The sequence below is a fragment of the Chloroflexota bacterium genome (assembly GCA_020161265.1).
Classification (GTDB): domain Bacteria; phylum Chloroflexota; class Chloroflexia; order Chloroflexales; family Herpetosiphonaceae; genus Herpetosiphon.
This window is the reverse complement of sequence record JAIUOC010000001.1, coordinates 662,446-684,078: the sequence shown is the minus strand read 5'-3', so window position 1 is coordinate 684,078 and position 21,633 is coordinate 662,446. Positions and strand designations below refer to the sequence as shown.

The window sequence follows — 21,633 nt, the reverse complement described above, 5'->3', positions numbered from 1 at the left end:
TAGCCTGTGCTTGGATATATCTAGTGAGGGCGCACTCAACAATTGGCTGAAAGGAAGGATATGCAGGATCACGAAGCTATAGCTCGACTCAAACAAGGTGATATCGCTGGGCTAGCCCCCCTTGTTCACCACTATCAATATCAGGCTGTCCGCGCAGCAATCTTGGTTGTCCGCGATCGGGCTGCTGCCGAAGATATTGTTCAATCGGCTTTTCTGCGGGTGGTGCAGCGCATCCAACAATTTGATAGCCAACGCGCCTTCGGCCCGTGGTTTATGAAAATTGTGTTGAACGATGCACTCAAAGATGCCCAACGCCGTGAACGCCAACGCTCACTTGATCAATCAAACGCTGCTGGCTTGGCGTTGTTCGAAGAATTAATGAGCAACGAACCCCAACCAGAGGCCTTGCTGGAGCAAGATGCACTGCGTGAAAGCGTCATGCAAGCCTTGAACCAACTAACACCGTTGCAACGGGCAGCGATTGTGCAACGCTATTACCTTGGAATGAGCGAGGCCGAGATGGCCGATGATGCCGCCACCAGCGCAGGCGCAATCAAACAACGCTTGTTCGGCGCTCGCGAACGTTTACGTCGGCTCTTAGCCCCAATTATTAATGAATCTGTGTAGTCGAGGAGTCTGCAATGCATAACGATAAACATATTTCACAAGTACTCGCCAGCATCGCTGAGCATGAAGTGCCTGAAGGTTCGCTCAATTTGCTCAAGCCAATTCAAGCCCAGGTTGTGCTCAAGCCCCAAGCAACGCGGCGGGTTGGTTGGTTGCGCCCAGCCATGATCGCTGCGTGTGGGGTAGCCTTGGCAGCGGTTGGTTTTGGTTTACTGCCCAGCCAAGTCAACCAAGTCAGTGCCCAAGAGGCCTTGCGCCGTGCCGAACAGGTAACCGCTTTTGGTTTGACGGGGATTGATTCGCTGCATGGCGTGCTCGAAACCCATGTGCCCGAAACTGGTAGCGTAGTCAGCGAAAAAATTTGGGTACAACAGCCAAACAAATTGCGCAAAGAAATTATTTGGCCAAGCGGCAACACGATGCCTGAGCAATACGAAACCCAAATTATGAATGGCGACGATGCTTGGGCCTGGATCTCGCCAGCTGGCCAGCCCAACGTGGTTGATGGTACAGTCTCGCAATTTGCTGCCAGCGAGTTGGATGGAGCGCTGTATGTGATTCCCAACCCAACTGCTTCAGTCGATTCATATGGCCAAAACGAAGGTTTATGCGCCCAACCAGGCGATCAACTTTCAACGGTTGGTCAAGAAAGCTTGCTGGGCCGCGATGCTTTAGTGATCGAATGTGTGATTGGTGGCGATAGCGACCAAGCCAATACTCGGCTCAAATTCTGGATCGACGATGAGTTGTTTGTGGTGTTGAAATCGGAATACTTCATGCCCAACGGCGACTTGTTCGTTGAATCGGAATACAGCGTGTTCGAAGTCAATGGTTCGTATCCTGCCGACTTCTTCGCCCCACCAGCAGGCGCTCCAATCGACGTTACCGAATAAGTATTCAGCCTTAAGCCAGCGATCAATTGTTGATCGCTGGCTTTTGCTTTAAATGCAATCATGCCAACGACCGATTGACATGCACTTGGTTGGGCTACTACACTAACAACGCTTCATGGGTGAAGCATTAGTGTTTCTGAACAAGCGGAGTATGGAATGCACCACAGCTCAACCAATGACGATATCGCAGCGATTCAGCAAGCAGCCTTAGATTATCTGGAATCTCAGCACAACCTCGATCCTGCGCAAATGCAGCGCAGCATTCATCCACGCATGGTCAAACGCACATTCTGGACGCATCGGGGCACTGGCAAACAATATTTGCGTGAAGCGAGCGCCGAGGAAATGATTTTGCTGGCTGAAAGTTATAATCGAGACGGCGATAAATTTCCCGCAACGCCGCGCAAAACGGTTGAAATTTTAGATGTTCAATCGAGCGTTGCCAGCGTGAAACTTACCGCTGACGATTGGATCGATTATATGCATCTGGTTAAAATCAACGATCAATGGACAGTGGTTAATGTGCTGTGGGCCTATCATGATCAGGAACTGCATCGCTAAGTTGTTATAATCAAGTGCTTGCGTGGTAGTGCTTGGCTGCTACCACGCAATGGTTTATATTTGAGTGGGAGCTAGAGGAATGTCCCCAACCACCGTGCTCGCAACGTTACCTACCATGCCCCATCATCCAGTCTTTGGAAATGTAGGTGCGTTACGTCGTGATCGTCTAGCCTTCTTTCAAGCAGTTTTTGAAACATGCGGCGAAGTTGGGTTATTTTATTTTGGTTCCAAACCAGTGCTGATGGTCGCAGATCCGGAATTAATCCATGCGCTATTGGTCGATCATGGCGCAGCTTTACAAAAAACCAATCGCCTGCGTAAGCTCTTTCAAACGGTGGTTGGTAATAGTCTGCTAACGCTTGAGGGTGACGACCATCGTGCTCAAAGGCGCTTATTGGCTCCTGTGTTTCAGCCGCGCACAGTTGCCGCTCACACGGCTATGATTTATGCTGAAACGCAACAATGGCTTGAGCAATTGGCATCGCGCCCCCATGATCTCTATTCGCAGATGCAGGGCTTATCATTGCGGCTTAATCATCGTTTGCTGTTTGGCAGTGATCAAGTTGTGCAACCTGCGATCTTGGCGGCTTGGGCAACGGTGACGGCGATGATCAATCATGGAATGACCCAGATTGTTACGCCACCATTATGGGTTCCTACGCTGCGCAATCATCGATTTCAGGCAGCTTGCCGTACTCTTGAAGCGGCACTGCTGCCATTAATTCAGTTGCGTCGCCGCGAACCTACACCCCATGACATTATTTCCCATGTGCTTGCCGCTGCTGATAACGATGGCATTCAATTAACTGATGCCCAAATTCGTGATCATGTGCTTGGATTTTTTGTGGCTGGGCACGAATCACTCGCCGCCGCTTTGACATGGGTTTGGTATGCTCTGGCGACTCAGCCTAAACTAACGCAGCAGTTACAGACAAGCATGCGCCAATCACCTGATGGTACACCGCCAGCCTTGCTAACCCAAACCATTTCAGAAGTGTTACGATTGTATCCCCCGGCCTATGTTTTTACCCGCCGCGTTATTGCGCCGATTGATTTGCCGCAACTAGGCACACTGCCAGCTGGATTAAGCCTTGGCTTCAGTCCATTTGTAATTCAGCGTAACCCCCGCTGGTATCCTAATCCAACAAATTTCGACCCTGCGCGTTTCGATCCAGATGCCATTGCTACCCGCCCACGCTTGAGTTACTTGCCGTTTGGAATTGGCTCGCACCAATGTATTGGTATGCATCTCGCGCTTCAGCAGATCACGACGGTAATGCAAACCGTGTTGCAAATTGGAACCCCAAGTTTAGTTGATCAAACACCAGTTAGTTTCAAGCCGCGTATTGTTTTGGAGCCAGATCAGCCTTTATTCGCAGTATTTACATAATTATTTGATGTGAAACATCTGTGCCCACAATTATCAGTTATTGAGAGATGTTCTAATTTCTAGGAGAAGCAAAATGTTTGAGCTACCACCAGCCCTCGTCCCGTTCATTGATCAGATTCTTGATGATTGGAATCGGGTAGGATTGGCGATCAGTCCAACCGAACGACGACTGATCGTTACCACGATAGAAGCTAAATGGAGCCTCAATCCCCGATTGATGGCAAAAATTAATCGCCATATTTTGAAAAATTTGCCCCTATCGGATGTGCCTATTTGGCTGCCTGAGCTGGATACATATCTGTCTGATTTGCTTAAACAGGCTCCCTCACGGAATGAACAAGCCATGATCGCTGGATTATTTACAACGATAGCAACGCTCCTCATTCCGCTGGTCTATCTTGATACGCTGATTCAGCTTCGCACCTTTGATGATGGTTTATTGGAGCAGGTTGAGTGGGCTTTTTTGTTCCCCTTGGAAGTTCCGCGTAATGCGATTGAGGCAGAGCGGCTTTATGCGGCGATCTTGACTTTGCCCCATGTGTATCATCGTTTTAGAGTTGACGGAATTCAGATTATCCCGCAACCTTTTAAAGCACAAATGTGCTTTGTATTACTCTTTTTTCGTACAGCTGATCCCAAATCGGATCTTTGGTTAGTCCAACATCATGCCCTGACTACCTGCCCAGCGTATTTACTTGATTACCCGCATTTTACCCAGGTTGATTATTCTTCACGCCCGGCCTTTTGGATGAGTTCCACTGTAACAGACCTAACGCTTCAAGCATTGCTCTATGAGCGGGGCAGTGCTGAACTTCGCCGCAGTATCGAAAACTGGCGAATTTATTGGGGTCAGCGGAGTGCAGCAGTAACCGATCTTTCCGCAGATACTCCTATACGCCCAGCGCCAAATCGGCGTGTATCAACTGATCAACAACCGCTTATGCAACTGCTTGCTGAGCTTGATACATTTTTGGAACAGCATGCCCCTGATCTTTATGGCCAACTTCGGCCTGGCGTTACCGAAGACCAAATTGATCGATTAAATGTGCTACTTGCGCCGTTACAACTGCCCGATGATGTAGCGACGCTCTATCGCTGGCATAATGGAACTGCAAATGGGATGGAATTATTTGGTGACCCTGATTTCCTGCCACTGGAAGAAGCTCTTGCGGCCTATCGTGATGCGCTACTCCTTGGAGTCGAATTTACTTGGTGCGCGGTTTGGTTTCCAATTGGTCAAGGCAACGATACACGTTATATTCCGCTCGCCGATCAACCAACCGATCAAACCCTCGTGCTGCTGCATTTTGTGCAAGATCCATCGATGGAACGGGAGTATTCTTCGATCACTGCAATGGTTAGGATCTGGCTTGCCGCGTATCAAACAGGAGTTATTGCGATTGACTCAGTAACAGGCTGGTGGCGTTGCGATCAACAACAACTTGAATTGCTTCGCCAACGCTACGATCCGCAGGTCAATCTACCTCAGGGCTATGATCTCTATGAACGTGATACGTGGCCTGCGGCATGGCGACCATATGGCATTGGCTCTGAGTAGACAACGAGTGGTTCACTCAGGATTGACGATTAAAAATCGATCATCGAATTGCTGCTGCTCGATCATATCGGCAATCATCAGTTCGATGGTTGGCCGATCAAGACTGCTGATCAACATATCGGGAAACTCAAACAGGTCTCTTTCATCAGCATTATTCAATTGAAGATAGAAGAAATCAAACGTTTCAACCGTAAATGCAAACTCATCGCCATCGGCAAACGTTACACTCAGATTAATGGCATCAAGCGTGGTATTAAATTGATCGCGAAACTCTTCAGTACTAGCTTCAGATTCAAGCCAGATTGTATAATCGCTGTCTTGTTTATCGATGATCGTATTTGGCCGATTGATCGGTTGATCAAGCAGGCTTGATTCTGCTAGTGTGGCGAGATTTGAATTGTTAGTGAATAAATGAATTGGCTTGAATAAATATAATCCATTTAAGTTGATACTATAGTCTTGCATTATTTGGCGGATAATTGGCAGATGGATAGCATCAATTGCTGCTAATTCAATATTCTGAATTCGAATTAAATCGATAATATCAAAATTTGCTTGGTGTTTGATAATTGAACGAATTTGTTGGAGTGTAGATTGATAGACGATCATTAAAAATCTCTATATAATTTTAATGTTTTGTGATCTTGGCGATTTCAGTGCTTGTTCTAGGTTATTTGTGCTAATGTGCTGCGACAGCCCTTGACACAGCCAGGCATTAGAGTATCAGCAGAAAGACCAATGACATGCACGATCTGCTCAGGTATAATAAGCAAGAAACCGGTGTAGCACAGCGTTGCTGTGTGTTATGCTCAATGCGAGGTGGCTCATGGAAGAACCAGAATACACTCCTGAACTTGACCCAGAACATGAACAGGCCGCTGGCTGGCGTGGTTTCAGCACTTTAGGGCTGTTTCTTGAAGAAGATGGCTGGTTTCCGCAACGTGTCGAAGATCGTCCAGCCTATCGCATGCATTATCAAGGCGCAAATGTTGATATTCGTTGTTTGGCCCAAATTAAGCTTGAACAAGAACAATTATTAATTTATGCCTACGCTCCGATGAAAGTTCCTGAAGATAAGCGCCAGTTGGTAGCCGAATATTTGATTCGTGCTAACTATGGCTTACATATTGGGAATTTCGAGCTTGATTTTAGCGATGGTGAAGTTCGCTTCAAGAGCAGCCTTGATTTTGAAGATGAAACCCTGACCTTTATTTGGATTCGTAACGCGATTTATCCATCGGTTCACTTGATGAATCGCTATTTCCCGGGCTTGATGATGGTGATGTATGGCGAGAAAACGCCTGCCGAAGCGATTACCGTCATCGAACAATAGCCGATTTGACCCCTTGCCCACATGGTTGAGCAAGGGGTCTGTGTTTGGCATTAAGCAGTTTGGTTGGCAATATTTAGGCGTTGGTTAATCACCTCAAGCGCCTGTTGATCGGCCAACATCAGAATTTTGTCGTTGGCTTGGACGCGGGTATTACCGCTGGGCACAATCGTCTCGCGCCCACGCCGAATCAACACGACTAACGCGCCGCGTGGCAGTTGCAATTCCATAATGTTGCGTCCAGCTAAACGAGCATCATCAGGCACAACCACCTCGTAAACAGTACTCTCAGGGCTGATCTCAGGAATAAAATCCAAAGGCATGCTGTTGATTTGAATCTCATGCGAATTGAGTTTTAGCCGATCAGCTACCCAGCCAATGCTGATTCCCTGCACCGTGACTGAGGCCAGCACGACGAAGAAAATCAAATGAAACATATCATTGGCTTGGGGCACTCCCGCTATCAATGGAAATGTTGCCAATACAATTGGCACAGCCCCGCGTAAGCCCGCCCAACTAATCATCAAGCGTTCGCGCAACTTGAAGCGTGTCCAGCCGAGTGCCACAATCACGCTGATTGGTCGTGCAATAAACATCAAAAAGATTGCCAGCAACAGGCCTTTGCCAATTAATGGAACAAGTTGTGATGGGTAAACCAATAATCCCAACGTTAAGAACATGGCAATTTGCATGAGCCAAGCAATCCCCTCGTGAAAGCGAATTAAGCTACGGCGGTGGATAATTGGCCGATTGCCCACCACCAAACCTGCCACATACACCGCCAAGAAGCCATTGCCATGCACCAACATGGCCGCCCCATACACCATAATCGTCATCGATAAGGTCAAAACTGGATAAAGCCCATCTTGCAGGCGCAGCCGATTGATCAGCCATGTGATTAGGTAGCCACCTAAACCGCCAATCACCACCCCTAAAACCATTTCGAGCACAAATTCGATGGCCAACGCGCCCACCGAATGGCCGCTACTGGTCAGATAACTCGTCAGACCAATCGTTAAAAACACGGCGATTGGATCATTGCTGCCCGATTCTAGCTCGATCAGCGATTCAACTGGCTCAGGTAGGCGTACTCCCCGCGTGCGAAGTACATTGAACACGGCTGCGGCATCGGTTGAGGAAATAATTGCTCCCAACAATAAGCCAACAACTGGCGGCAAATCAAACAGCCAAACCGCGATTGCCGCCACCATACTGGCGCTAATCACTACTCCAATGTTGGCGAGCAATAAGCCTGGGCCAATAACCGCCCGAATCCGATGCCAATGGGTTTCAAGGCCACCCGAGAACAAAATATAAATCAGCGCCACAATCCCAACAACTTGAGCAACTGCCGCATTATCGAAATTGATATCGCCAGGGCCGTCAGAGCCAGCAAGCATTCCAATGCCCATAAACAGCACCAAGGCCGGAATCCCCCAGCGATCCGATAAGGTGCTGACCACAATGCTAATCAGCACCAAACTTCCGGCAATTACAAAGATGCTTTCTGTGCTCATTGGCCTCCTTTTGAGCACGGCTGTGCTCGAATGCTATTCTTCCCGCAACGCCAACGCTGGCGAGGTACGCCCCATTTTCCACGCTGGATACAAACCTGCCAACAGTGCTGCCACAACTGCTACAATCAAGGCTTGCAGCAATAAGTTGGGATCGAGAATCAGCTGCATCGTCCAGCCAAATGATCGTTTATTGATCACATACACCAGCACGACTGCTAAAATCAAGCCGACTGGCAAGGCCAATAATCCAGCGGTTAGCCCCATTAAACCAGTTTGGCTGAGCACACTCAACCACAATTGGCGTGGGGTCATGCCATTGGCGCGTAAAACTCCAAGTTCGCGGCTTCGTTCTAATTGTAAGGCCATTAAGGCGCTTAAAATGCCGATAAAGGCAACAATTGTGGCCAATAACTGCAAAACCGCTGTGATCGCAAAGGTGCGGTCGAAAATCTCCAAGGTGCTTTGGCGTAAAGCTTGGTTCGATTGCACCTTTAAATCTTGAATTGGCGCAGCTAAGGCCTGAATTTGACTGATCGTCGTGGCACTATCAGCGTTCTCAGCCAGCCAAATTGTGATAGAATGCACCGTATCAACATCCCAATATTTGGCAAAATCACGCCGATTCATGGAGATGTAGCCTTGATCCGAGGCATAATCGTAGTACACGCCGGCGATCGTAAATTGCTGTGGGCCGCGTTCGGTTTGTAAGGTGATGTTATCGCCCAGCCCTCGGCCATAGCGATAGCTAAATGGCTCGGAAACCCAAACTTGGCCTTGCTCGGCGAAGCCTTGCCAAGCCTGCTCAGCATCGGTGATAAAGCTCAAAGCCCGCCGACTCAAACTTGAATCTTGATAATTGGCGACGGCTAATTGAACTGGCCCAAGCTCACTTTCGACTCGTAAGTTCAGCAAGGTTGTCATCGAGGCAACGCTGGGTAGTTGATCGATTTGTTCTACTAAGCGCAGATCAATCGGGGTGTCAGCACGATTAGCGCTCAAACTCGGAGCCGACACAAACACATCGGCCTGCAACGATTGATCAAGCCAGCGCACGACCGTTGTCCGAAACGAGCCAATCATCGTGCCAGCGCCAACCGTGACTGAAACCGCAACCATCAAGGCGGCAATTGCCACGCCTGTGCGGCTCAAGGCGGCAACCACATCACGGGCAGCCATCTTACCAAGCAAGCCAAACATGCGATTGAGTGGAATTTGCAATAGCCGCATCATCTGCAAAGTGACAAATGGCGTGAACAAGGCACAGCCAATGATCACCCCAAACATGGCTGAAAAACTGAGGAACAAGCTGCGCGATGGAATTTGCAGCAAAGCCACGCCCAAACCTGCTAAACCTAAACCTGCCAAGGTCAAGCGGGGCACAATCCGTTGAATTCGTTCTTCGATTGAGGAACGTCGCAGCACCGTGCGCGGCGGCGAGAACATGGCTTCAAGCGCTGGAATGCTGGCGGCAATCAAGGTTGCACCTAAACCCAGCCCAAAGCCTTTGATTAATTGGATGTTGTCAATCGCTATATTTTGCACATTGACACTGAAATAGAGATCGTTGATCGTTTGAGTGACCAGCCGCACCAAACCACGACCAAGCACAATGCCCAATAGCACCCCGAGAATTGCCCCGATGGTGCCAATCACGGCGGCCTCGATCAGAATTTGGCTGAATAGTTCGCGCCGTGTCACGCCCAACGAGCGCAAAATGCCAAATAAACCACGCCGCTGCACCACCGAAAAAGTCATGGTGTTGTAAATCAGGAAAACCCCGACGATCAAGGCCAATAAACTGAGCGCTTGTAAATTGAGTTCAAAGGCGCGGGTCATCTGTTGCAGGGTTTCGCTGCGGGCGGCGGGAGTCGTCAGGGTCGCATCAACAGGCAACAACGGCTTGATTTGCTCAAGGATTGCGCTGCGTTGCTCTTCGGGCAAAATCAAATCGATGCGACTAATCCGATCCGGCTGTCCAACTAACTCCTGCGCGGTCGCAATATCAACTAAAATCAAATCGGCCAAGGCTTCTTGACTTAATTGATCGCCTCCAGCGATCAACCCAATAATCGTAATGTTGCGGCGCTGGCCGTCGATCCGCGTTTCAAGGGTTTGGCCGACGGTCAAAGCAAGAGTTTGGGCAGTTTGCGCCGAAATCAAGCCAGTATTTGGCTCAGTCAGCAGCGCTTGCAGATCGGTCTGGTTATTGAAGAGCGTTGCCAAATAGGGTCGAAACGGCTGTTCGGCAAATGGGTCGATGCCGAATAAACGAAATGAACGGCCTGGCTGATTGGGCAGACTGATTGTGCGATCAACCACTGGCGCGACCGCTGATAAGCCTAATTCAGTGCGCAACTGAGCGTATAAATCGCTGGGTAAGCCATTTTGCCCAGCCAGAATTTGATCGGTGGTTTTGCCAGTGACGCTCTCGGTGGAAAGCATAAAGGCGCGTTGGGCACTGCCATTGGCTAAATCAATCGCGATCACCACCGCCACGCCTAAGGCCACACCTAAAATTGCCAGCAAAACCTGGGCGGGGTGGCGTAGTAAATAACGCAAACTACTGCGATAGAGCAACTTCATAGTTCGACCTCAGCCAAGCTATGTTCGACCAACTGCCCATCGACCATGCTCAATACCCGATCGGCGCGACGAGCCACTTCGAGCGAGTGGGTGACCATCAACAGGGTTTTGCCAGCTTGGCGGCTCATCTCATCAAGCAAATTCAGCACTTCTTGGCCGGTTGTGGCATCCAAATTACCAGTTGGTTCGTCGGCGAGAATCAGCAGTGGGTCGTGAGCCAATGCACGGGCAATCGCAATTCGTTGTTGTTCGCCGCCCGAAAGCTTATCGGGGTAAACATGGCGACGATCAAAGAGATGCACGCGGCGCAGCAATTCATAGGCGCGTTCACGTTGAGCAGCAGTTAATCGACCTGCTAATTCCAGCGGTAGCAGCACATTTTCTTCGACGCTGAGGGTTGGAATCAAATTGAAAAATTGGAAGACGAAGCCAATGTTTTGCCGTCGAAATAGCGTGCGCTGATGCTCGTTGAGCTGGCCTAGCTCAATGTCGTTAATCGTAATTCGGCCTGAACTTGGCGCATCGATGCCACTTAAAATATTCAGCAAGGTCGATTTACCCGAACCAGAACGCCCAAGCAAGGCAATCACTTCGCCCTGCTGAATTTGAGCGTTGATATCGCGCAGCACCAGCCGCGCTTGGCCCGCTTCTTGAAACGATTTTGTAACATGGTCAAGATTAATTAATATTTTTGGCATATATTCCTACTTAATCAGCACCAGATGTGCTATGCTAGGGCTTAGGGAATTGAGGCATTGCGCTTAAACTGTAACACTGATTTAAGTTCATTGCCCAAATTTTCACAATGATCTTGATCGGCATGGTATAATCGCCGAGAACCACCAGCGAACAGAGGATAGTGCTCGTGTACGATTTTGAACAGCTTGACTCCTATGAACTGCTTGGCGTGACGCGAAGTGCTCCGCCAGAGGAAATCAAACGGGCGTATCGCCAAGAAATTGCTAAATATCACCCTGATCGTTGGAGCAGTGCCAGCCCCAACGAACAAGAATATGCCCGCAAACGAGCTTCAGCGATTACCGAAGCCTATAGTTTGACCCAAAAAGACAAGCCTGTTCGGCGGGCAACTCCGAGCGCAGCGGCAACTCCTGAGCCAGTTGGTAATCCTGAGCGGTTGGCTCAGCTTTACGAACATGGCCGTAGTTTGCTGAGCGCCAATGATTTTGCTGGTGCTGCTAATATTTTTCGTCAAATTCAAAATGCTGATCCTTTTTATCGTGATAGCGCCGATTTGCTCTATCGCGCTGAATTTGCATTAAAACGCAACCAACCTGCCAAAGCCAAACGCCCAGTCAACAAAAAGGCCGTGGCGATTATTGGCGGTAGTGTTGGCGTTGCGGCCTTGGTTGGGGCTGTTTGGTTTTTTGGTGGTTCAAATACCAACGCAACCAACCCCAATGCGACAGCAACTGCATTAATCGCTGCTGAGCTACCAACTATCACGGTTGAGGGCGAGGTTGCCAGCAACCCAACTGCAACAAGTGATGAAGGGGTTGTGGTTGAACCAACGTTTGAGCCAACGCTTGAGGCGACCAGCGAGCCGACTATTGAGCCAACCCTCGAACCCAGCCCGACCAGCGAGCCGACTATTGAGCCAACCCTCGAACCCAGCCCAACCAGCGAACCAACTGCTGCGCCAAGCAATACGCCTGCTCCCTTACCAGACGATCTGAGTGGGCCGATTCTTGTCACTGATAATTTGGATGGCGGGACATGGCCAATTGGCAATGGTGGCAACTGGAATTTTGAATTTATCAATGGCCGCTACCATATGACGATGGTTGCGGGGGTTGGCTCGGTTTGGTCGTTTGGCCCAGCTTTACCTGCCCAAAATGTCGTTTTGGCTGCTGATGTTGAGGCGGTCAGTGGCAGTGGCGGCTTGATGATGGGCTTTATCGATGGCAATAATTACTATCGCTTTATTATTGCCGCCGATGGAACATGGGCTTTTCAACAACGCTTTGCAGCTCAGACCACGCTCTTGGCTTCTGGTTCAGGCCTCGGCCCTGGTCGCTTGGTGATTGCCCAGCGTGGTGCGGTGACCCATCTCTATTGGAATGATACCTATCTTGGAGAAGTTGTTTTGCCAGCGTTCCCGGGTGGAGCGTATGGTTTTGTGTTAGCTGGCAACAGTAGTGCCGATGTCTACTTTGATAACTTACGACTTCGTGCTTTGCCCTAGCTGCTAGAAGGTTTGCGCTGTGGTGCCATTAATTTATCAAATTGTACGGTTTGTTTGCCGTGTGCTGTTGGGGATGCGTGCTCGTCTCGTTGTCGAAGGTCAAGAGCATCTTCCGGCGACTGGTGGCTATATTTTGGCCTCGAATCATGTGAGCAATTGGGACCCTGTGGCACTTTCCTTGGGTTCGCCTGGCCATCTGATTGGAGCACTCGGCAAGCAAGAATTGTTTGAATTGCCGATTCTTGGGCGAATTGCCACGGCGGTTGGCGGCATTCCCGTGCGGCGGGGCGAGGCTGATCGCGAGGCTTTAGCCCGTTGTAAAGCCGTCTTGCAATCTGGTCAACCATTAATTATTTTGCCTGAAGGTACGCGTTCGCGTTCTGGCGAGCTTTTAGAAGGCAAACATGGCATTATTGCTATGGCCCAACTGGCGAATGTGCCGATTGTGCCCGCCGCTGTGATTGGCACTAAAACGCTTGGTTGGCCATGGCGACGCTCGACGGTGATTGTGCGTTATGCTGCGCCAATTGTGGTTGATCGGAAAATCAAGGGCCACGAAGGCCGCCAACTCGCCTTGGATACGACCATGCATCAAATTGCCTCGATGCTGCCGCCAACCATGCAAGGTTTCTACAAACAAGCTTTGAGCGTCTAAATCAAAACCTCTCGCAGCATGTGCGAGAGGTTTTTTGTTGCCCTGCGTTAATTATGAACTCATGTGATTCTGGTAGGCTTAGCTGAATTAATCACGTTGTGAGGATTAACGATGCGCTGGCGTTTTGGATTATTGAGCTGTTTGAGCATTATCCTGCTAAGTTGTGCCGGCCAAATCCCTGATCAACCAACGCCAACTGCTTTTGGTGATTTATCGGCAATTACCGCTGGCACAGGCCATATTCAAATATTTTCAGGTATGCCTAATCCAAGTTGGCTCTTGAATGCGAATGCTGTTGATGCGATTCAACAGGTACTGCAAACCGCTACGCCAGCTACCACCCACCCTGAACCACCAGGTTTAGGCTATAGCGGTATGTATCTAGAGCTTATGAGCACTGGCATGCCGCTGCGATTGACGGTTTTTGGCGAAGTTATTGCCGTAGAACAAGGCGCTTCAACCCACTATTTGAACGATCCGAACCATGTTTTTGAGCGCTGGCTGCTCGAACAAGCTCGCCCACAGCTCCAACCTGCAATCTATGACATGATTAAAAAGAACTTACCATAATTATTGAGTACTGATCAGTTGCATATTACTAAATTGCAGGCTAATTGGCCGTTGATCGCCGTTGTTGGCAATTGCATCGCCGGTTGTCGCTGGTTCAAGTGCTTGTAATTGCACAATGGTTTGGCCCGCAGGCAGCTCAATCAACACTTCGTACTGGCGTGGCTCAAGGCTGATAGGGATGCTCAATTGATTATTGTGCCAAGAAAGTTGTAGGGTTCGGGCAGTTGCAGCCGGGGTTGCCTGCCAACGCAAGCGATAAAAACCAGCCTCAGGCACGATCAAGCCCAAACTGGCCACCTGGCCCATCCAGCGATAATTGCCAGTTGTACTTGGCTCTAAATTGCCCCAACCATCACGCAGATTGATAATCGGCACGCCTTGAGCCTGTGGTACTTGATAGATCACCATAAAATCATCTTCGGCCAGTGGTTGGGTCACCCCTAAATTGGCCTCGACAAATTGTTTAAACTCGGCAATTTGTGCGAGGCTATAGTTGCGTGGCCCGTTTGGCTGTTGCTTGTAGCCCACGATATAGCCAAAATTCAATGTCGCTAATTGTTGTTGCCAATCGCCTGCGGTTTGCACAATTTCTGGGTGCTGGCTCAGCGTGGCTAAATCGCGGAGCACTGGCATTTGGTATTGTGGCTGAGGATACAGCCGCGAGTGATAGCCACCGCTGATTGGGCGGCCATGCACGGTTTGAAACAACATGCGCTCAGCATCACGATAGGGTAAATCCTCATGAAACGGCAATTCAAGCAGGGCGGCATCGTCGGTTTTAGGCAATTGGGCCAAGCTTGGGGGCATTGGCGGCTGGCGCATGTCAAAGGGCGTTGGCAGATATTCAATCCCAATTATAACGACGATCACCAGCGCCAATGAACGTTGCCAGGCTAATTTGCTGCTGAGCCAAACCAAGCCATAGCTGCTGGCGATTGCTAAGGTTAGCATTCCTAGCACCATAAAGCGATCAGGTTGACGAGCCAAACTGATGAATGGTAGCTGCTGGATTAAACGATACGGTAGCGGAATCGTGGTGGTTGTACCTGCAAGTTTGAGCGTCGGCCCCAAGGCTAAAATTGCCAGAATTAACGTCATAATCAGCCAAGGTCGGGCTTTGGCTGTTTTCCAAGTTGCTACGATTGCCAAGCCAAGTGGCACAACCCCCAAATATAAGCGTCGATTGATTGCGCTCGGCAAGTCGCTGAAGAAGCGGCCCCAAAGGCTATGTAAGCGGGCTGGAACCACAAACGCCGCCAAATCTGCTGAAAGCCGCACCGGATCATTTTCGGGATAGAGCTGCATATAATCGGCACGACTGGCCTCGATCAACATTGGCACTAATAACGGCAGCGCCGTGAGCATCCCAATTATTCCCAGCAGTCCAAATTGTATGAATAAGCGTTTGCGTTGTGGCCATTCGCTACGCCAAAACTGCCAAAGCCCAAAGCCCAGCGTCCAAAGCAATAAAAACAAACTAAAATACCAATCAGTCCAAATGGTAAGGCCGAGAAAAAGCCCCGCCAAACCTAACGAACGCCGATCACCACGTTCAGCCAAGCGCCAAGCATACAAAAGATAAAACGGAATCCATTGCAAACAAAAAATTTGCAGCTGACCATCTTCAACCACCGAGGCTACATGAAAAGGATTCCAAGCAAAGATCACCCCCGCTGGGAGGGCGAGCCAAGCAGAACCAACCCGATCATAGGCCAACTTCCAAGCACCAAATGCCCCAACGATGAACGATAGTAGTACTAAACTGTTAAACCCGGCAATTGGCCCCCAGATCGCCGTAATCGGGGTAGCCAACAGGGTATTGATCGGTGAGAGGGTGTGATAGTACAAATTGGGAGTTTCAGGGTGAAAAAATCGATCGGTTATTAATGGATTCGTGGGCTGACTGATCGCCTGACGCATCCACCACAGGTTCCAAATATTCTGATAGGCATCTTCTAAGCCGTCTTTATGGGCTTGACCTGGAATCTGGCTATCCCAAACCGTGATCAACGGCCAGGTTAAACCGATCGCTAAAATGCTATACAGCCCTAAAACCCAGACCCAACTTGCAACACGCCGCCCCATGTAGTGTGCCTCGATTTCCAAAATAACTGCGCGATTATACCAGAGCCAAGCTGAATTGGCATTGAACGTCACCCATGGTTGTACCATGTTCTACCCATTTAGCACTAGCCATAATAGGACTGAAATCGTTTTCATCAATGTGTATTCGTAAGGTTCTCCGTTGGTTTACAAACGTACTCTAGCGATAGAAATGGAAGTTTGCTTGATTGTGGCCTGAGAAACTGACATCAAGAGCTTGTAGAGGAATTGCTGTCATGACCTGTTATGCCAATGAATCGCTGCTGGAACTCCAATTAAAGCAACAAGTCAGCCTGCTTGAAACCGAACTTCAGCATGTTCGCAGCCATACTGCCAAACTCCAAGCCTTGATTGACCATACTGAGAGCCTGATTTGGTCGATTGATAGTAGCCAACATTTAATTATGAGCAACCGCACCTTTCACGATTATTTGCATCAATGGTACGACCAACATATTGAGCTAGGCCAGCCAATGAGTATGTTGCAATTACCCAAACCAATTGCTAAGCCGTGGAATGAAGCCTATCGCCGCGCTTTGCAAGGTGAGGCGTTTGCCCAAGAATTTGTGCATCACTATGCTGGAGCCACTCGTTACTATGAATTTCACTTTGCGCCAATTCTCGATGAACAGCGAGTGGTGCAGGGAGTTAATATTTCGGGCCGCGATATTAGCAGCCGCCGTTTGGCCGAAGTGATGTTGCGCAGCAGCGAAGCACGCTATCGGGCAATTAACGAGGCTGCTCCGTATGGGGTCTTTTTCTGCGATACCCAAGGCCAATGTGTCTATGCCAATACTGCGCTTTTGCATATGCTCGAAGTTAAGCTCGAAGATGTGTTGGGCGATGCTTGGATGGAGTTTTTACATCCCAAAGATGCCTCTGGTAGCGATAGTTTCTGGCACGATTTGGCGCTTTCGGTCAATCAACAGCCGATTCCTAGCATTTTGTTTGATCAAACGGTGCGTTTGCATACCAAGCTAAACCAATTAATTTGGTTACGTTTGCGCATTTCGCCAGTGATTGAGGCTGGCGTTCTGTGTGGCTTTGTTGGCATCACCGATGATCTCAGTGCCTTGAAAAAAGCTGAAACTGCGGCCCAAGCCAAGCAGCATTTTATTCAAAAAATTGCCGACACCTTGCCATCGCAACTATTTATTTACGATCGTGCTTCGGCCTCGTTGATCTATACCAACGAAGTGAGTCGTCAATGGTTCAAAAGCTTAAACATTGATCCTAGTGATATGAACACCATTCGGCCCCTCTTCCACCCTGACGATCATGCTATCATCCGAAAGACCTTGCAAGGACGTACAGTTACTAGCAGTGATCCCCAATTAATTATTGATTTTGAATGTCGCTTACGCTCACCAGAAGGCATCTATCGCTATTTTGCTCTACGTATGACCCCTTTTGTAATCGATGCTGATGGTACAGTTTCACAATTATTGGGCGTGGCGAGCGATATTACTGAACGTAAATTACAAGAGCAGCAAATTCGGCAATTGAACGAGCAGCTTGAACAACGTGTTGTCGAACGAACCCAAGAGTTAGCTCAATCGTATCGGTTTCAGCGCACTATGATTCAACATGCACCTTCAATTATTATTTCGCTTGATGCTGGCGGCGTGGTGCGTGGCTTTAATCGTGCGGCTGAATTTGAGTTTGGCTATCAAGAAACTGAATTATTAGGCCGTCCCTTCCCGACTAAATTATTTGATCGCTCCGATTTGAGGTATCGCTGGGAGACCGAGCAACATCGCAATCGTGGCTTGTTCTATTCCGATTTGGATATTTTGCTGGCCGAGGCGCGGCGTGGCGTAGCTGAGCCTCACGAATGGCAAGCCATCCATCGTTCTGGCTCACGCTTTCCGCTTGAATTAACCATCACGCCGTTGTTGCATGCCGATGTGCTCGAAGGCTTTTTGCTGATTGGTAATAATATTGCTGCTCGCAAACGCACCGAAGAAGAATTTCATTTACTCTATCGCACAACCCGCTCGGTTAGTGAGGCTGCTGATTTTAATAGTGCGCTCGAAGTGGTGTTGCGCAACATCTGTGCAGCAATTGGCTGGGATTTGAGTGTAGCCTGGGTTCCGAGTGCCAACCAAGATTTTTTGGCGCTAGCCCCGATTCGCTGGAGCAGCAACGAACGTTTTCAGCATTTTTATCAGTACCTTCAAAGTTTGGAATTGCCGCAAGGCGCTGGTTTGGCTGGGCGGGTCTGGCAAACCAAACACTCGGCCAGCTACGCGCTTGAGCACGATCATTGGACTGAAGGCAATCTTAATCAACGTGGCTATGAATTAGCCCAGCAAGTTGGGCTTCAATCGGCGGTTGCTGTGCCAATTTTGGCCAATGATCAAGTTGTGGCAATTTTGGAGTTTTTCCGTAGTAGTCGCGGGGTTGATCACGAACGCACCACTAATTTGATTTCCGTGATTGCAACTCAGTTAGGTACGCTGTTTCAACGCAAGCATGCCGAAATGCAACTGCGCCAGAGCGAAGCCAAAAATCGAGCGCTACTGGCGGCGATGCCCGATTTGATGATTCGCTTTACGGCTCAAGGCGAAATTTTAGATTATCACACCAATGATCCCTCGGATCTCTTTTTGCCCCAAGAAGCAATGATTGGGGCAAAAGCCCAGAATCAACTGCCTCAACCGCAAGTTGTGAATATTCTGAGTGCTACCCAACGGGCGATTGCGACCAATAGCACCCAAAATGTTGAGTATGAATTGACCTTGCCCAAGGGTAATACCGTATTTGAGGCACGGATTGCGCCAAGTGCTAACGATGAGGTCGTGATGGTGATTCGCAATATTACTGAGCGCAAGCGGATTGAACAAACCTTACAGCAGCAAACTGATGAATTAAGTATTGCCAATGCCGAGCTAGCCAAAGCAGCACGGCTCAAAGATGAATTTTTGGCTAGTATGAGCCATGAACTACGCACACCCTTAACTGGAATCTTAGCCTTTACCGAAGCTTTGCGCTACGACCAATATGGAGCATTAAACCAAGCTCAAGCGCAAGCATTGCAACAAATTGATGAAAATAGCCGCCATTTGCTCGATTTGATCAACGATATTCTTGATCTTTCCAAAATTGAGGCTGGTAAACTAACGATTAATCATCAAACAATGCTGATTGATGAAATTTGCCAAGCCAGCATTCGTATGGTGCAAAAATTAGCCCAGAATAAACAACTTGAATTATTGTATGAACCATGTGCCGCCGATGCGATGCTTTGTGCCGATTCACGCCGCCTAAAACAAATGTTGGTCAATTTATTAAGCAATGCGGTGAAGTTTACGCCAGCAGGTGGTCGAATTGGTTTATCAGTCAAGTTGGATAGCCAATTACATCAGGTTGAATTAACCGTTTGGGATACTGGAATTGGCATCAATACTCAGGATATTCCAAAATTATTTCGGCCATTTTCGCAGCTTGACAGCAAACTTTCACGCCAATATGCAGGCACTGGCTTAGGTTTGGCCTTAGTGTATCATATGGCCAATTTGCATGGCGGACGAGTTGAATTGCAAAGTGAGGTTGGAATTGGTAGTCAGTTCCGCTTGGTGCTACCGTGGTATGGCAATGCTGAAATTGTTGAGTCAACCGAGCAATCGATGCTGTTGGCGGTGACCGAAGATCGCATACTGAATATGCAATTGGCGGCCTATGCTGAACAATTAGGCTTGGCAATACGTTTTTGCAAACCATATTTTGATTTAGAAGGCTATTTGCAACAGCCTAACCAAACGATGATCTACGACTTGCGCCAAACAAGCTTGTCACAACAGCTTTTTGAGCAACTGCGCCGCCAAACTGCCGAACATCCAGTCATTTTATTCTGTGATCAAGATTTTAAGCTTGATCTGACGATTCCTGCGCATTGGCATTGTATGTATCAGCCGTTGAATCAAGCACGTTTGTTAAATGCACTGCAATATATCGATTCGCGCTATCAGCTGCTGCAAAAATGGCCAATTAATCAAACCAAGCAGATTTTATTTGCTGCCGATAATTTGGCTAACAGCTTATTGATTCGCGATTTCTTAAGTGAATTTGGCTGGAATGTAAACTTAGTCTACAACCAACACGATATCTATGAAGCGATTGCCAATCAACCAATTGATTTATTGATGCTCGATTTACAATTAGCTGGCGGTGATGCACTCCAGATGGTTAATACAATTCGGCGACATAAACGTTATTATGATCTGCCGATTATAGCTTTAAGCGCTTTAGCAATTCTTGATCAACCACAGCTTGCCGAGCAAGCTGATACAGTTTTATATAAGCCACTTAATTTAGTTGAACTTGAACGATTAATTAATACCCTGTGCAACCAACAAAGGAGTCTTGATCGTGAATAATCCTGCAACAATCCTCATCATTGACGATCTCGCAGTTGCACGCGCTAGTATGAATGCTGTGCTTCAAGGTGAGGGTTATCACTTAGTTTTTGCTGAAAATGGCCTATCGGGGATTGCCCAAGCCCTCGAATTATTGCCAGATACTATTTTACTTGACGTAATGATGCCGGATATGGATGGTTTTGAAGTTTGTCGCCAAATTCGCGCTAACCCGTTGCTCGCCGAAATTCCGGTGGTTATGGTGACCGCCTTGGATGATCGTGAATCGCGCTTGCAAGGCTTACGCGCTGGAGCCGACGACTTTCTGAGCAAACCAATTGATAGCCTTGAACTAAAAACCCGCTTGCAAACGATCACTCGCCTGAATCGTTATCGGCGTTTGCAAGATGAGCGTCGCCAAGTCGAGCGCCTGAATCAAGAAATTATCGATGCCTATAATGCGGGCATTGAGGCTTGGTCGCGAGCCTTGGATCTGCGCGATAAAGAAACTGAGGGCCATAGCAAGCGCGTGACTGAAATGACGGTGCGCATCGCCGAGGCCTTGGGGATTACTGGCGACGATCTAACCCAAATTTGGCGTGGTGCGTTGCTGCACGACATCGGTAAAATGGGTATTCCCGATGCAATTTTACATAAACCTGGCCCATTGACTGCCGAAGAATGGGTTGTGATGCAAAAACACCCAACCTACGCCTACGAGTTGCTGCGGCCAATCCATTATTTAGAGCCAGCTTTAGATATTCCCTATTGTCACCACGAAAAATGGGATGGCAGCGGCTACCCGCGTGGCTTGCAAGCTGAAGAAATTCCTTTGGCGGCGCGAATTTTTGCTTTGGCTGATGTGTGGGATGCCTTGCGGTCCGACCGACCATACCGTGCAGGCTGGCCGGTCGAACAAATTCGTGAACATATTGCTGGGTTGGCGGGCAGCCATTTTGATCCAGCCTTAGTGCCACTGTTTTTACAATTAGTTGAAGAAGCGCCGCAGCCCGTATTGTTGCAACAGTATGCCCCAGCTACGCTTCGCTAGGTTGGGGCTTGTGGGCTTCGTACTCGCGATGGGCCAGCTCGGAAATCAGCATATAGCGCTGAATAATGCTGGCAATCGGGGCAAGCACAGCAATTCGGCGGCTAGCTTCTTGGCTAACGCGAATAAATTCATCAACATCGGTTGCTTGCTCAAAACGGCGTTGCAAGCGTTCGGCTTCAACCTTCAACTGTTCAATGTAAAGCGGTTCTGTTCCAATCATCCCAGTAGCCCTTT

Annotated in this window: 17 protein-coding genes; 11 read left to right on the top strand and 6 right to left on the bottom strand. The window is 48.7% G+C overall.

Annotated elements, in window-relative coordinates:
• Window positions 1–60 precede the first annotated feature (60 nt).
• From LCH85_02345 to LCH85_02325, 5 genes are all read left to right on the top strand, one after another.
• The gene (locus LCH85_02345) at window positions 61–627 is read left to right on the top strand and encodes a sigma-70 family RNA polymerase sigma factor (protein ID MCA0350814.1); all 567 of its coding nucleotides are present in this window, start codon (window positions 61–63) and stop codon (window positions 625–627) included.
• 14 nt (window positions 628–641) lie between these two features.
• Complete coding sequence (locus tag LCH85_02340) at window positions 642–1,520, top strand: hypothetical protein (GenBank protein ID MCA0350813.1); 879 nt, start codon at window positions 642–644, stop codon at window positions 1,518–1,520.
• Between the two features lie 156 nt (window positions 1,521–1,676).
• Window positions 1,677–2,081: a nuclear transport factor 2 family protein gene (locus LCH85_02335; GenBank protein MCA0350812.1), complete on the top strand. Its 405-nt coding sequence runs from the start codon at window positions 1,677–1,679 to the stop codon at window positions 2,079–2,081.
• A gap of 79 nt (window positions 2,082–2,160) precedes the next feature.
• Window positions 2,161–3,471 (top strand): cytochrome P450, encoded by a 1,311-nt coding sequence (locus LCH85_02330; protein MCA0350811.1) that lies wholly within the window; start codon window positions 2,161–2,163, stop codon window positions 3,469–3,471.
• Window positions 3,472–3,544: 73 nt separating this feature from the next.
• Window positions 3,545–5,029 (top strand): hypothetical protein, encoded by a 1,485-nt coding sequence (locus tag LCH85_02325; protein MCA0350810.1) that lies wholly within the window; start codon window positions 3,545–3,547, stop codon window positions 5,027–5,029.
• Window positions 5,030–5,041: 12 nt separating this feature from the next.
• Here the strand turns inward: LCH85_02325 and LCH85_02320 are convergent, their stop codons facing one another.
• A complete protein-coding gene (locus LCH85_02320) occupies window positions 5,042–5,638 on the bottom strand; it encodes a hypothetical protein (protein ID MCA0350809.1) in 597 nt (198 codons plus the stop codon).
• 217 nt (window positions 5,639–5,855) lie between these two features.
• Between LCH85_02320 and LCH85_02315 the strand changes: the two genes are divergently transcribed.
• Window positions 5,856–6,362 (top strand): YbjN domain-containing protein, encoded by a 507-nt coding sequence (locus LCH85_02315; protein ID MCA0350808.1) that lies wholly within the window; start codon window positions 5,856–5,858, stop codon window positions 6,360–6,362.
• A 50-nt stretch (window positions 6,363–6,412) separates the two neighbouring features.
• Here the strand turns inward: LCH85_02315 and LCH85_02310 are convergent, their stop codons facing one another.
• From LCH85_02310 to LCH85_02300, 3 genes are read right to left on the bottom strand one after another with little or no spacing between them, the layout of a single operon-like run.
• Entirely contained in the window at window positions 6,413–7,876 is a 1,464-nt protein-coding gene (locus LCH85_02310; protein ID MCA0350807.1) for a potassium/proton antiporter, read from the bottom strand.
• Window positions 7,877–7,909: 33 nt separating this feature from the next.
• Window positions 7,910–10,459, bottom strand: coding sequence for an FtsX-like permease family protein (locus LCH85_02305; protein MCA0350806.1), 2,550 nt, complete (start codon window positions 10,457–10,459; stop codon window positions 7,910–7,912).
• A complete protein-coding gene (locus LCH85_02300; protein ID MCA0350805.1) occupies window positions 10,456–11,157 on the bottom strand; it encodes an ABC transporter ATP-binding protein in 702 nt (233 codons plus the stop codon). Before LCH85_02300 ends, LCH85_02305 begins: the two co-directional genes overlap by 4 nt.
• Window positions 11,158–11,324: 167 nt before the next feature.
• On the opposite strand from LCH85_02300, the gene LCH85_02295 reads away from it, so the two are divergent.
• The 3 genes from LCH85_02295 to LCH85_02285 all read left to right on the top strand — a co-directional run bounded on the left by LCH85_02295 (window position 11,325) and on the right by LCH85_02285 (window position 13,887).
• Window positions 11,325–12,662 (top strand): DnaJ domain-containing protein, encoded by a 1,338-nt coding sequence (locus LCH85_02295; GenBank protein ID MCA0350804.1) that lies wholly within the window; start codon window positions 11,325–11,327, stop codon window positions 12,660–12,662.
• 19 nt (window positions 12,663–12,681) lie between these two features.
• Window positions 12,682–13,317, top strand: a complete 636-nt coding sequence (locus LCH85_02290; protein ID MCA0350803.1) for a 1-acyl-sn-glycerol-3-phosphate acyltransferase — start codon at window positions 12,682–12,684, stop codon at window positions 13,315–13,317.
• 111 nt (window positions 13,318–13,428) lie between these two features.
• Window positions 13,429–13,887: a hypothetical protein gene (locus LCH85_02285; GenBank protein ID MCA0350802.1), complete on the top strand. Its 459-nt coding sequence runs from the start codon at window positions 13,429–13,431 to the stop codon at window positions 13,885–13,887.
• Here the strand turns inward: LCH85_02285 and LCH85_02280 are convergent, their stop codons facing one another.
• Window positions 13,888–16,059, bottom strand: a complete 2,172-nt coding sequence (locus LCH85_02280; GenBank protein ID MCA0350801.1) for a hypothetical protein — start codon at window positions 16,057–16,059, stop codon at window positions 13,888–13,890.
• 167 nt (window positions 16,060–16,226) lie between these two features.
• Here LCH85_02280 and LCH85_02275 point away from each other — a divergent pair, with 167 nt between their 5' ends.
• Both LCH85_02275 and LCH85_02270 read left to right on the top strand, forming a co-directional pair.
• On the top strand, window positions 16,227–20,369 hold the full coding sequence (locus LCH85_02275) for a PAS domain S-box protein (GenBank protein ID MCA0350800.1): 4,143 nt from the start codon (window positions 16,227–16,229) through the stop codon (window positions 20,367–20,369).
• Complete coding sequence (locus LCH85_02270; GenBank protein ID MCA0350799.1) at window positions 20,362–21,399, top strand: response regulator; 1,038 nt, start codon at window positions 20,362–20,364, stop codon at window positions 21,397–21,399. Before LCH85_02275 ends, LCH85_02270 begins: the two co-directional genes overlap by 8 nt.
• Here LCH85_02270 and LCH85_02265 read toward each other — a convergent pair.
• Window positions 21,386–21,619: a hypothetical protein gene (locus LCH85_02265; protein ID MCA0350798.1), complete on the bottom strand. Its 234-nt coding sequence runs from the start codon at window positions 21,617–21,619 to the stop codon at window positions 21,386–21,388. The two genes, LCH85_02270 and LCH85_02265, sit on opposite strands and share 14 nt — an antisense overlap.
• Between the last annotated feature and the right edge of the window lie 14 nt (window positions 21,620–21,633).

What these genes read in the sequence shown, in the direction of transcription:
- LCH85_02345 (MCA0350814.1), top strand. Translation starts at nt 61, where the DNA reads ATGCAGGATCACGAAGCTATAGCTCGACTCAAACAAGGTGATATCGCT.
- LCH85_02340 (MCA0350813.1), top strand. Translation starts at nt 642, where the DNA reads ATGCATAACGATAAACATATTTCACAAGTACTCGCCAGCATCGCTGAG.
- LCH85_02335 (MCA0350812.1), top strand. Translation starts at nt 1,677, where the DNA reads ATGCACCACAGCTCAACCAATGACGATATCGCAGCGATTCAGCAAGCA.
- LCH85_02330 (MCA0350811.1), top strand. Translation starts at nt 2,161, where the DNA reads ATGTCCCCAACCACCGTGCTCGCAACGTTACCTACCATGCCCCATCAT.
- LCH85_02325 (MCA0350810.1), top strand. Translation starts at nt 3,545, where the DNA reads ATGTTTGAGCTACCACCAGCCCTCGTCCCGTTCATTGATCAGATTCTT.
- LCH85_02320 (MCA0350809.1), bottom strand. Translation starts at nt 5,638, where the DNA reads ATGATCGTCTATCAATCTACACTCCAACAAATTCGTTCAATTATCAAA.
- LCH85_02315 (MCA0350808.1), top strand. Translation starts at nt 5,856, where the DNA reads ATGGAAGAACCAGAATACACTCCTGAACTTGACCCAGAACATGAACAG.
- LCH85_02310 (MCA0350807.1), bottom strand. Translation starts at nt 7,876, where the DNA reads ATGAGCACAGAAAGCATCTTTGTAATTGCCGGAAGTTTGGTGCTGATT.
- LCH85_02305 (MCA0350806.1), bottom strand. Translation starts at nt 10,459, where the DNA reads ATGAAGTTGCTCTATCGCAGTAGTTTGCGTTATTTACTACGCCACCCC.
- LCH85_02300 (MCA0350805.1), bottom strand. Translation starts at nt 11,157, where the DNA reads ATGCCAAAAATATTAATTAATCTTGACCATGTTACAAAATCGTTTCAA.
- LCH85_02285 (MCA0350802.1), top strand. Translation starts at nt 13,429, where the DNA reads ATGCGCTGGCGTTTTGGATTATTGAGCTGTTTGAGCATTATCCTGCTA.
- LCH85_02280 (MCA0350801.1), bottom strand. Translation starts at nt 16,059, where the DNA reads ATGGTACAACCATGGGTGACGTTCAATGCCAATTCAGCTTGGCTCTGG.
- LCH85_02275 (MCA0350800.1), top strand. Translation starts at nt 16,227, where the DNA reads ATGACCTGTTATGCCAATGAATCGCTGCTGGAACTCCAATTAAAGCAA.
- LCH85_02265 (MCA0350798.1), bottom strand. Translation starts at nt 21,619, where the DNA reads ATGATTGGAACAGAACCGCTTTACATTGAACAGTTGAAGGTTGAAGCC.